The organism is Flavobacterium sp. XN-5, assembly GCF_008033395.2.
GTDB lineage: Bacteria > Bacteroidota > Bacteroidia > Flavobacteriales > Flavobacteriaceae > Flavobacterium > Flavobacterium hiemivividum.
Genome location: NZ_VOGZ02000002.1, coordinates 110,353 through 120,500, shown reverse-complemented (window position 1 = coordinate 120,500; position 10,148 = coordinate 110,353). Strand labels below are relative to the sequence as shown.

Annotated in this window: 10 protein-coding genes; 4 read left to right on the top strand and 6 right to left on the bottom strand. The window is 33.7% G+C overall.

The window, feature by feature from the left end; genetic code table 11:
• Positions 1-132 precede the first annotated feature (132 nt).
• Positions 133-1,827, top strand: a complete 1,695-nt coding sequence (gene ettA / locus FQU23_RS05815) for an energy-dependent translational throttle protein EttA (RefSeq protein ID WP_132109589.1) — start codon at positions 133-135, stop codon at positions 1,825-1,827.
• A gap of 71 nt (positions 1,828-1,898) precedes the next feature.
• On the opposite strand, the gene FQU23_RS05810 is transcribed toward ettA, so the two are convergent.
• The 4 genes from FQU23_RS05810 to FQU23_RS05800 form a co-directional block, all read right to left on the bottom strand.
• A complete protein-coding gene (locus FQU23_RS05810) occupies positions 1,899-2,846 on the bottom strand; it encodes a peptidoglycan DD-metalloendopeptidase family protein (RefSeq protein WP_147673033.1) in 948 nt (315 codons plus the stop codon).
• Between the two features lie 456 nt (positions 2,847-3,302).
• The gene (locus FQU23_RS16290) at positions 3,303-3,431 is read right to left on the bottom strand and encodes a hypothetical protein (protein WP_262887273.1); all 129 of its coding nucleotides are present in this window, start codon (positions 3,429-3,431) and stop codon (positions 3,303-3,305) included.
• A 75-nt stretch (positions 3,432-3,506) separates the two neighbouring features.
• Positions 3,507-3,947 carry a thiol-disulfide oxidoreductase DCC family protein gene (locus FQU23_RS05805; protein WP_147673032.1) on the bottom strand — a complete coding sequence of 147 codons (441 nt, stop codon included), beginning with the start codon at positions 3,945-3,947 and terminating at the stop codon, positions 3,507-3,509.
• A gap of 160 nt (positions 3,948-4,107) precedes the next feature.
• Positions 4,108-6,276 (bottom strand): endonuclease MutS2, encoded by a 2,169-nt coding sequence (locus FQU23_RS05800; protein WP_147673031.1) that lies wholly within the window; start codon positions 6,274-6,276, stop codon positions 4,108-4,110.
• A 113-nt stretch (positions 6,277-6,389) separates the two neighbouring features.
• On the opposite strand from FQU23_RS05800, the gene ung reads away from it, so the two are divergent.
• The 3 genes from ung (at position 6,390) to FQU23_RS05785 (ending at position 7,867) form a co-directional block, all read left to right on the top strand.
• Complete coding sequence (ung, locus tag FQU23_RS05795) at positions 6,390-7,082, top strand: uracil-DNA glycosylase (protein ID WP_147673030.1); 693 nt, start codon at positions 6,390-6,392, stop codon at positions 7,080-7,082.
• A gap of 129 nt (positions 7,083-7,211) precedes the next feature.
• On the top strand, positions 7,212-7,646 hold the full coding sequence (locus FQU23_RS05790; RefSeq protein WP_147673029.1) for a CBS domain-containing protein: 435 nt from the start codon (positions 7,212-7,214) through the stop codon (positions 7,644-7,646).
• 35 nt (positions 7,647-7,681) lie between these two features.
• Positions 7,682-7,867: a membrane or secreted protein gene (locus FQU23_RS05785; protein ID WP_147673028.1), complete on the top strand. Its 186-nt coding sequence runs from the start codon at positions 7,682-7,684 to the stop codon at positions 7,865-7,867.
• On the opposite strand, the gene FQU23_RS05780 is transcribed toward FQU23_RS05785, so the two are convergent.
• Both FQU23_RS05780 and nqrF read right to left on the bottom strand, forming a co-directional pair.
• Complete coding sequence (locus FQU23_RS05780) at positions 7,864-8,871, bottom strand: FAD:protein FMN transferase (protein WP_165425732.1); 1,008 nt, start codon at positions 8,869-8,871, stop codon at positions 7,864-7,866. The genes FQU23_RS05785 and FQU23_RS05780 overlap by 4 nt on opposite strands.
• A 10-nt stretch (positions 8,872-8,881) precedes the next feature.
• Positions 8,882-10,147, bottom strand: a complete 1,266-nt coding sequence (gene nqrF, locus FQU23_RS05775; RefSeq protein WP_147673026.1) for an NADH:ubiquinone reductase (Na(+)-transporting) subunit F — start codon at positions 10,145-10,147, stop codon at positions 8,882-8,884.
• Position 10,148 lies beyond the last annotated feature (1 nt).

Sequence of the window (10,148 nt, the reverse complement as noted above, 5' to 3'; positions counted from 1 at the left end):
TTTCTTGATAAAAATATAATACCTTTGCACTTCAAAAAATTATTAATTTTGTGTGCGATAATAGTGGTTTAAAAAGAATCGTATTCTAATTAAAAGGCTATTATTACTTAAAAACAATTAAAAAAATAAGATATGTCAGATGATAAAAAAGTAATTTTCTCAATGTCAAAATTGAGTAAAACGTACTCAAGTAGTGATAAACAAGTATTAAAGAATATATATTTAAGTTTCTTTTATGGGGCTAAAATTGGAATCTTAGGTCTTAATGGATCTGGAAAATCATCTTTATTAAAAATTATTGCTGGGGTTGATAAAAACTATCAGGGAGATGTTGTATTTGCGCCGGGATATTCAGTTGGATATTTAGAACAAGAGCCAATTCTTGACGATAGTAAAACGGTTATTGAAATTGTTCGTGAAGGTGTCGCTGAAACTATGGCTGTTTTAGAAGAATACAACAAAATTAACGATTTGTTTGGTCTTCCAGAAAACTATGAAGATGCGGACAAGATGGACAAACTAATGGACCGTCAGGCGGCATTACAAGACAAAATCGATGCATTAGGAGCTTGGGAAATTGACACCAAATTAGAAATTGCAATGGATGCTTTACGTACGCCAGATGCAGATACACCTATAAAAAACCTTTCTGGAGGAGAACGTCGTCGTGTGGCTTTATGTCGTTTGTTATTGCAACAACCGGATGTTTTGCTTCTTGATGAGCCTACGAATCACTTGGATGCAGAAAGTGTATTGTGGTTAGAGCAACATTTAGCACAATATGCAGGGACAGTAATCGCTGTAACGCACGATAGATACTTCTTAGATAATGTAGCAGGTTGGATTTTAGAGTTAGATAGAGGAGAAGGTATTCCATGGAAAGGAAACTATTCTTCTTGGTTAGACCAAAAATCAAGCAGAATGGCTCTTGAAGAAAAAGTAGCTTCTAAACGTAGAAAAAACTTAGAACGTGAGTTGGACTGGGTTCGTCAAGGTGCCAAAGGACGTCAAACGAAACAAAAAGCGCGTTTACAGAACTACGATAAAATGCTTAATGAAGATCAAAAAGCATTAGATGAGAAATTAGAAATTTATATTCCTAATGGACCACGTTTAGGTACTAATGTAATCGAAGCTAAAGGAGTTGCTAAAGCATACGGAGACAAATTATTATATGATAATTTGAACTTTACCTTGCCACAAGCTGGAATTGTTGGAATCATCGGACCAAACGGTGCTGGTAAATCGACAATTTTCAGAATGATTATGGGCGAAGAAAAACCAGATGCAGGTGAATTCGTGATTGGTGATACAGTAAAAATTGCTTATGTCGATCAAGCGCATTCTAATATAAATCCTGATAAATCGATTTGGGAAAACTTCTGTGATGGTCAAGAATTAATTATGATGGGCGGTCGCCAAGTGAATTCTCGTGCTTATTTAAGTCGTTTCAACTTTGGAGGAAGCGATCAAAACAAAAAAGTTTCAACATTATCTGGAGGTGAGCGTAACCGCTTACACCTTGCGATGACTTTGAAAGAAGAAGGTAACGTTTTATTACTGGATGAGCCTACCAATGACTTGGATATTAATACGCTTCGTGCTTTAGAGGAAGGTCTGGATAATTTTGCGGGCTGTGCTGTGGTGATTTCTCACGACAGATGGTTCTTAGATAGAATTTGTACACACATTCTTGCCTTTGAAGGAAATTCTGAAGTTTATTATTTTGAAGGTGGTTTCTCTGAATATGAAGAAAATAAGAAAAAACGTTTAGGTGGGGATCTAACTCCAAAACGTTTGAAATACAGAAAACTAATAAGAGGATAATATCACTTTGTTTTCGATATTTATAAAAGAGGATGCTTCGCGGCATCCTCTTTTTTTTATGTACAACTAGCTTAAATTTCTTTGTTTTTCAATAGCTGTTTGATTTCTCTTTTGGACATTTCTTTTATTATGATAGATTCGTTGCAATCAGCTGTGAAGCTATTTTTAGGGATTATTTTGATTGCTCCTGCTGCAGTATAAAAGTAAGGAGTTAAATAAACGTGCGGAGTTTTAGATGCTCTTAAAGATTTAGAGCTTTCAAACATTCGATTTTTATCGAAATAATAAATGCTAAAGTGTAAAATATACTTTTCATTATTGAAATTTGCCAATGTCCCCAACATGGTGTTAGGATATACAATATCTCCTAATTTTACCTTGAAACTGTCTTTTTTAAATCCGCTGTAACTGGCATAAGTTCCGTCTTCGTGTTCGATTTGAATACTATTGGTCTTACTTGTATATAGCATTTTAGTTATAGTGTCATTTTGAAATTCATTTTTAAGGTTAACAACTATTCCTTTTCGCATAGCAAAAACGGAATCAACTGTTTTACTATTTGTAGAATATGATTTCCAACTTTCAGGTTTTTCGGCCCCAAAATACTTTTCATTCAAATTGCTACTTTCATAAATAGTAATTTGCGTTCCTTTTTTAAACGGAAGTAAATATTGAAATAAACTATCTACTTTTGGTTCTGAATTTCCAAAAGCATAAGAAGTTTTATAACCGTAACCAATTCCCAGTTCGCTATTGGTAGGTTTAAGTGACAATAGTCTTCCTGAATTACCTTCTACAACCTGTTCATGAAGTAGCGAAGTGCTAGTATTACTCAAGCTATTAAACTCAATTTTCACGGTATAACTTCCCGGTTTATTTTTCGTATAAAAAAAATCTACACTTTTATTGTCATTACGAACCGAAGTTACTTCGACAGTGCGGTCTTGAGCTTGTAACGGAGTAGCGCAACTTACTACAATTAGAATTATAGAAGTAATTAATTGGTAATGATTTTTCATTTATATTTAAATTTAGCTTGTTTTTTTCTCGTAGGTTACGAATGCGATTAGATTAAAAATATCCTTGTATCCGTAAATCATCAAAACTAGAAATTATATTACGCACACATCACACACATTCTATTGATGTATGGTATGATAAGTAAATTTAGGAAAATATTGGAATTAAGTGTAAGAAAAAGATTCTTTTATTGACTTAAAATAATTAATTTGAAGGAGTCCTTGTTGAATTGAAAAAAAAAGGTTCAAGGATAAGTAATTAATTTATTTATTTATTTATAGATGTTTAAATACAGAAAATTAGGGAGTGGATCATTTCAGCATTTTTTATAACAACAAAGGGATGCTCATTTTGGCATCCTTACTATGTTGCATTTACAATTATATTCAGTGGTTTTTAGGATTTAATCTATGCGGATTAAGATCACGTTTTCAATCACTTTAATTATAGTTGGTTTATTTCATTTTCTTGTCGTTATTCATCAAAAGGAAAACAGTAGCTACTAAGGCTAGACATACAAAACCAAAACCAAAAACAATAATTATCGAACCGCTATCCCAAGTAATAAGTGCTATATTTTTCATATATATTTTAAATTAAAAATCAAAAATATAGATTTTGAAAGTGATCTAATATGATAAAAATCATTAAATCGAAATTTATACTAAAAATTTTACTTTTAGTTCTGTAGATGGGACCATACAACTCTCTTTTTTGCCGTACCATTTGTATCTGTTTCTGGCAATCCAATCGTATATTAGGTCACTAAATGAGTTGGGTAAAAACTTAAATAGTGCTAGTAAACTATAGAAAGAGCCAAGTTTAGAAGCAATTTCTAAAGCCGCTTCCGATTTGTAATAATAAGCTATTCCAGGTTCGTAAAGTATTATACTATCAGTATTTTGTTGGTCTACTCCAATGTGCTTACATATTTCCACTCCCAAATCAGATTGTAAAGCAACAAAACGAAATAGATCTTTTTTATCGTGTTTTATGATTAATTGTACCGCCGAATTACACAAATTACAAACGCCATCAAAAAGGATGATTTTTTTGTCTTTAGGTATCTTTAATAGTGATGGAGAAATCTCTTTTGGCATATTTAGTAGTATTAATTTAACTTTCATTGCGAGGAACGAAGCAATCGCAAAACGTATATAAATAATTAAAGCCTTTACTATGTTTGTCGATGTATTCTAGTGAGTTTGCTTCGTTCCTCACAAATACGCTACAAACTGCTCACTGAATACTGAACACTGATCACTTCTTCTTCATCGCTTCCACCAGTTCCAGTTCATCTAAGCTGACTTTCGAGGTAAACATGCCGTAATTTACAGTTGCTTTATTCTTTTCTATACTGTCAATACTTCCCACAGCTTTTCCATCGAGCATGCGGACACGATCACCTACTCTTAAAATAGCCTTTACTTTTTCGACTACGGGTTTTAGCTTTTTTTCCTTCTTTTCTTTCCTAATTTCCTCTACATGAACCGACACTTCGGCAACGACTTCTTTCTTCTTGGCTACGATAGCTTTGGCTTCTTTCGGAGTGGCTTTCTTTCGTTTTGAATTCTCAATTTCGATGATTTTCAAAAACTCACCAATAAGGTCTTTTTTACTTTTATTATTAAAATATTTCTCGGCAATGTCTTCAATTTTCTGGCCTATGTAAATTGTTTTTTGATTGCTGTCATACAATTCCTGATAGCTTTCTAGTTTTTGTTTGATTTTGACATTGATTGTTTCCATTTTCTTTCCTTCCTCACGCGCTTTGGTTTCTTCTTCTTTTAGCGTTTGTGAAGTCTTTTCCATCTTTGAGCGTTCCTTTTGTAAGGTCGCAATGGTTTTGTCAAAACGCACTTTTCCAACTTCAATTTTCTTCTTAGCACGATTGATTAGACTAAAAGGAATTCCATTTTTTAGAGCAACTTCAAAAGTAAAAGAACTACCAGCTTGGCCTAATGCCAATTTATACATCGGCTCTAAAGACTTTTCATCAAACATCATATTTGCATTGGTGGCAAAAGGCAACTCATTGGCCAGAATTTTTAGATTCGAATAATGCGTCGTTATGATTCCAAACGCTTCCCGATGGTAGAATTCTTCGAGGAAAATTTCAGCCAAAGCACCACCCAGTTCTGGGTCAGAACCTGTACCAAATTCATCAATCAAGAACATCGTTTTCTTATTACATTTCTTTAGAAAGTAGTTCATGTTTTTCAGTCGGTAACTGTATGTACTTAGGTGATTTTCAATAGATTGATTGTCTCCAATATCTGTAAGTATTCGATCGAATAAGAAGGTTTCTGAGCGTTCATGAACCGGAATCAACATGCCAGACTGCAACATCAATTGGAGCAATCCAACTGTTTTAAGGGAAATTGTTTTACCACCAGCATTAGGTCCAGAAATCACAATTATTCTGTTTTCTTGCTTCAGTTCAATGGTTTGCGGATGCGTAATTTGCTTCTTCTGTTTGTTGTTTAAATACAAAATAGGATGGTAGGCATCTCTAAAATAAAGACGTCTTTCTTCCGTAATCGTAGGTATTATACCATTGATACGATTCGCATATTTTGCTTTGGCAGCAATAACATCAATATCGCTCAGGAAATCCTGATATTGGATTAACAAGGGCAGAAACGGACGAATATCATTCGATAATTGTTTTAAAATCCGCGTAATTTCTTCGGCCTCTTCGTATTCTAAATTACTTAATTCACGAGAATATTTTAAAGTTGCTTCCGGCTCGATATAGGCGATACTTCCTGTTTTTGAACTTCCTAAAATGGATCCTTTAACCTTACGACGGTACATTGCTAGAACCGCCAAAACCCTGCGGTTTTGAACGAAACTTTCCTTGATATCATCCAAGTAACCCAAACTGTTGTATTGTGTCAATGCCACACCAAAACTCTGGTTGACTTTCCCGCGAATTAAATTGATATCTCTACGAATATTTAATAATTCTGGGGACGCATTGTCTTTGATCTCACCATATTTATCAACGATCGCATCAACAGAACTGATAATTTCCTTGGTAAACTCAACTTCTAAAGCTCTGGTATTTAGGTGAGGGTAATAGTCATCGAATTTTTTGAAATAAGTCAATAAAAAATTCACCGTTGAAGACAAGGTGGCGATTTTTCTAAAACTACCTACTTCAAGAAAGCTATCCTCTATTGCCAGAAATTTAATTTCGTGAGTTATAGCATCAAAACCATGATTTGGAATCGCATTGTTATTTTGAAAGGAAGAAACATATTCAGATGTTTGCAATAAAGCTTGCATCAAGGTTTCTTTGTCTCTAAAAGGCGTGATTTCTAATGCTTTTTGTTTCCCAATGTCGGTATTACAGATCTCTGAAATAGTTTCGAGAACGGTTGGGAATTGTAAATCTTGTAAGGTCTTTTCGGTAATGGATATCATTTTATAAGGTACGTTCTAAAAGGCTCAAAGTTACAAAGTTTCCCACTAAAAACGGTTTACTTTTTTGTGTAGTTTGCGAAAAAATTTGCCAACTTTGCACTTAAAAATATTCTATGCAAATCAACCTTAAGCCCGAATGGCAAACCCTTTTGGCCGACGAAATTCAGAAACCTTATTTTAATGAATTAGCGGTGATCGTGGAGGAGGAATACAAAATTCACGCCTGTTATCCGCCAAAAGAGTTGATTTTTGCAGCTTTTAATCGCTGTTCATTTTCAGATGTGAAAGTAGTGATTATTGGTCAAGATCCGTATCATGGAACTGGAGAGGCAAATGGCTTGTCTTTCTCGGTGAATGATGGAGTAAGAATTCCGCCTTCTTTGCGTAATATTTTCAAGGAAATCAGTGCCGATTTTGGCCATATTTTTTTGCCAACATCGGGTAATTTAGAAACCTGGGCTGAGCAGGGTGTTTTACTGCTAAATGCTTCGCTAACCGTTAGAAAAGACAGTCCAAACAGTCATAAACATTTAAAATGGAATCTATTTACAGATGCTGTAATTCAAAAAATTTCTGAAGAAAAGGACAATGTAATATTTATGCTTTGGGGCGGATTTGCTCATAAAAAAGGAGCTAAAATTGATAGAAATAAGCATTTAGTTTTAGAATCGGGCCATCCCTCACCTATGAGTGCTAATCAAGGAAAATGGTTTGGAAATAAGCATTTCACTAAAGCAAATTTGTATTTGAGGGATAATAAAAAAAAGGAGATTGATTGGATTTTCAATAATGGAAGTCTTTTTTAGTTGACCTTTAAATTACTATAAGTTTATATTTATATTCATTTACAGTTAGTTAAGTAAAAAATAATCATGTGATCTAACAAAAATCAATTTATTTTTTCTTAAATTTATGGATAACTAAAACCAACCTATATGACTGTAGATCAAATATTAAAAGAGAAAGGGCATGAAGTTTATTCAATAATTTCCACTATTACGGTTTATGAAGCTTTAAGAATAATGGGCGAAAAAAACGTGGGAGCAATTCTGGTGATCGAAGATGATGTTTTAAAAGGAATTTTATCTGAAAGAGATTACGCTAGAAAAATCGTTTTGAAAGACAAAGCTTCCAAAGATACTTTTGTTCATGAAATTATGGGCGAGGAGATTATTAGTGTAAAACCAACGGATAACATCGAATATTGTATGGATTTAATCACCAATAAAAGAGTTAGACATTTACCTGTTTTATTAGATCAAAAAGTTGTTGGTATAGTCTCTATTGGTGATGTGGTTAAATCAATTATTGAATTACAAAAAAATACGATTGATCACTTAGATTCTTATATCCACGGTACTAAAGCTTAATTATACCTAAATTTATAATAACCTAGCGAAATACTATGGCAACAATCATTCTTTCTATTGTACTTCTAGCTATTGCAATTGCTGGAATTGCCATCAAACTGTTGGTGAAAAAAAACGGTAGTTTTTCAGGTACTTGTAGTAGTAATAATCCATTGGTGCAAGGCGATGGGGAGTCATGTGGTATTTGTGGCGCTAGACCGCAGGAAAAATGTAAATCTTAATTCAATTGCTCTATACGCTTCTTTAAACTCTGGGAAGTATGGGTTTTCCAATGTCCATTTTCATCATAAATAAAATAAACCTCCAAATTTAAACTTTTGTTTTTTTCCAAAAAAGCAATCGATTTGCCAAACCCCATAACCATGAAAGCTGTAGCATAAGAATCCGCCGTGATTGCATCATCAGCAATTACTGTCGTACTCAATAAATTATGTTTGGCTGGATAACCCGTTTTAGGATCAATTATGTGTGATAGCTTTTGATTTCCTTCGATGTAAAACTTTCTATAATTACCAGAAGTGGCCAGCGCTCTATTATTTAAAGTAATAATGGCTTCGAGTTTTCTTTCATCGGATTTATCTTCAGTAGGTTGGTCGATACCTACTTTCCATTCTTCAGTATTTTTTTTCCCTTTGGCTTTAATTTCGCCTCCTAATTCGACCAAGTAATTTTTAATCCTTTTGCTTTCGAGAAAATCAGCTATAACATCTACTGAATATCCTTGCGCAATAGCATTAAAATCGATTTGTATTTCTGGTTTTGCTTTTATAATGCGGTTATTCTTCAAAGTCACCATTTTATAATTCACTAATTGTAGTAAACTATCAACTTGGATTTTGCTCAACTTGTTTTTTTTCGTTCGTCCAAATCCCCAGGAATTTACCAATGGACCGACTGTGATATCAAAATTTCCTTCCGTTTTTTGAGACACTTCAACAGATTTATTAAAAACCGTTCTAAAATATTCATCAACAATAATATTTTTTTCATTGTTATTTATTCTAGAAATAATCGAAGTTGGAATCCATGTTGACATTGATTGATCAATATTTTTTAATAGTGAATCAATCTCTTTTTGGTACAAAACACCATTGTCAGATAAATAAGTAATGTGGTAGGTTGTTCCTTGCGAATTTCCTTCTAGCTTTATAATTTCTTTTTTATCGGAAGCACAACTCGTTAGGACTAATAGCAGAAGAAGAATAAGAAGTAGTGTCTTTGTCATAAAAATATTATTAACCTCCAAAGTCATCAAATGCAATATTTTCCGGTGGAACACCTAGATCGTCTAACATTTTAAATACTGCCGCATTCATCATTGGTGGGCCGCAAATATAATATTCAACATCTTCAGGTGCTTCGTGATGTTTCAAGTAATTTTGAAATAATACATTATGTATAAAACCAGTGTAACCAGTCCAATTGTCCTCTGGTAATGGCTCAGAAAGTGCAATATTATATTCGAAATTTGGAAATTCTTTTTCTATTTTTCTAAAATCCTCGGTATAAAAAACTTCTCGTGAGGATCTTCCTCCATACCAAAAACTAACTTTTCTATTTCTTTCTTTTTCAGTGTGAAATAGATGAAATAAATGCGAGCGTAAAGGCGCCATACCTGCTCCACCGCCTATGTAAATCATTTCTCTTTCTGTTGGTTTAATGTGGAAATCTCCAAAAGGTCCAGCAATTGTGACTTTTTCTCCAGGGTTTAGCGCAAAAATATAGGAAGATGCTATCCCAGGATTAATCTTCATAAATCCACCTGATTTTCGGTCGAATGGGGGAGTTGCTAATCGAATGTTAAGGATAATAATATTGCCTTCCGCAGGATGATTCGCCATCGAATAAGCTCTAAAAATGGGTTCTGAATTTTTCATTTTTAAATCCCAGATCCCGAATTTATCATAATCCTCTTTGAAACGTTCATCAATTTTGTATAAATCATTTTTAAAGTCTACTTCACATTCAGGAATATCTATTTGAATATAACAACCTGACTCAAATTCTAGAAAATCACCTTCGGGCAATTTAACCACTAATTCCTTAATATAGGTGGCAACATTGTCATTTGAAACTACTTCGCATTCCCATTTTTTGATCCCCATCACATTATCAGGAATGACTATTTCCATGTCCTGTTTTACTTTTACTTGACATCCCAATCTCCAATTGTCTTGCTGTTCTTTTCTCGAAAAATAAGGGGTTTCAGTTGGTAATATTTCGCCGCCACCGGATAAAACTTGGCATTTACACATACCACAGGTACCGCCGCCGCCGCAAGCTGAGGGTAAAAATATCTTTTTGTTAGATAAGGTAGAGAGTAGTGTTGCACCAGCTTCTGTTTCAAGCTGATCAACTTCGTTTATAATTATCTTGACTAATCCTGAAGGAATAAGCTTTGATTTGGCATACAGAATTATATAAACAAGTAATGAGTTGAAGAGTAAAAATACTATTACGCTACTTATTATTGTTGTGCTATCAATACTTAATATTATCATT

Excerpts from the sequence above, each read along its gene's own strand:
- ettA (WP_132109589.1), top strand. The coding sequence starts at position 133 with ATGTCAGATGATAAAAAAGTAATTTTCTCAATGTCAAAATTGAGTAAA.
- FQU23_RS05810 (WP_147673033.1), bottom strand. The coding sequence starts at position 2,846 with ATGAAAAATCATTACCAATTAATTACTTCTATAATTCTAATTGTAGTA.
- FQU23_RS16290 (WP_262887273.1), bottom strand. The coding sequence starts at position 3,431 with ATGAAAAATATAGCACTTATTACTTGGGATAGCGGTTCGATAATTATT.
- FQU23_RS05805 (WP_147673032.1), bottom strand. The coding sequence starts at position 3,947 with ATGCCAAAAGAGATTTCTCCATCACTATTAAAGATACCTAAAGACAAA.
- FQU23_RS05800 (WP_147673031.1), bottom strand. The coding sequence starts at position 6,276 with ATGATATCCATTACCGAAAAGACCTTACAAGATTTACAATTCCCAACC.
- ung (WP_147673030.1), top strand. The coding sequence starts at position 6,390 with ATGCAAATCAACCTTAAGCCCGAATGGCAAACCCTTTTGGCCGACGAA.
- FQU23_RS05790 (WP_147673029.1), top strand. The coding sequence starts at position 7,212 with ATGACTGTAGATCAAATATTAAAAGAGAAAGGGCATGAAGTTTATTCA.
- FQU23_RS05785 (WP_147673028.1), top strand. The coding sequence starts at position 7,682 with ATGGCAACAATCATTCTTTCTATTGTACTTCTAGCTATTGCAATTGCT.
- FQU23_RS05780 (WP_165425732.1), bottom strand. The coding sequence starts at position 8,871 with ATGACAAAGACACTACTTCTTATTCTTCTTCTGCTATTAGTCCTAACG.
- nqrF (WP_147673026.1), bottom strand. The coding sequence starts at position 10,147 with ATGATAATATTAAGTATTGATAGCACAACAATAATAAGTAGCGTAATA.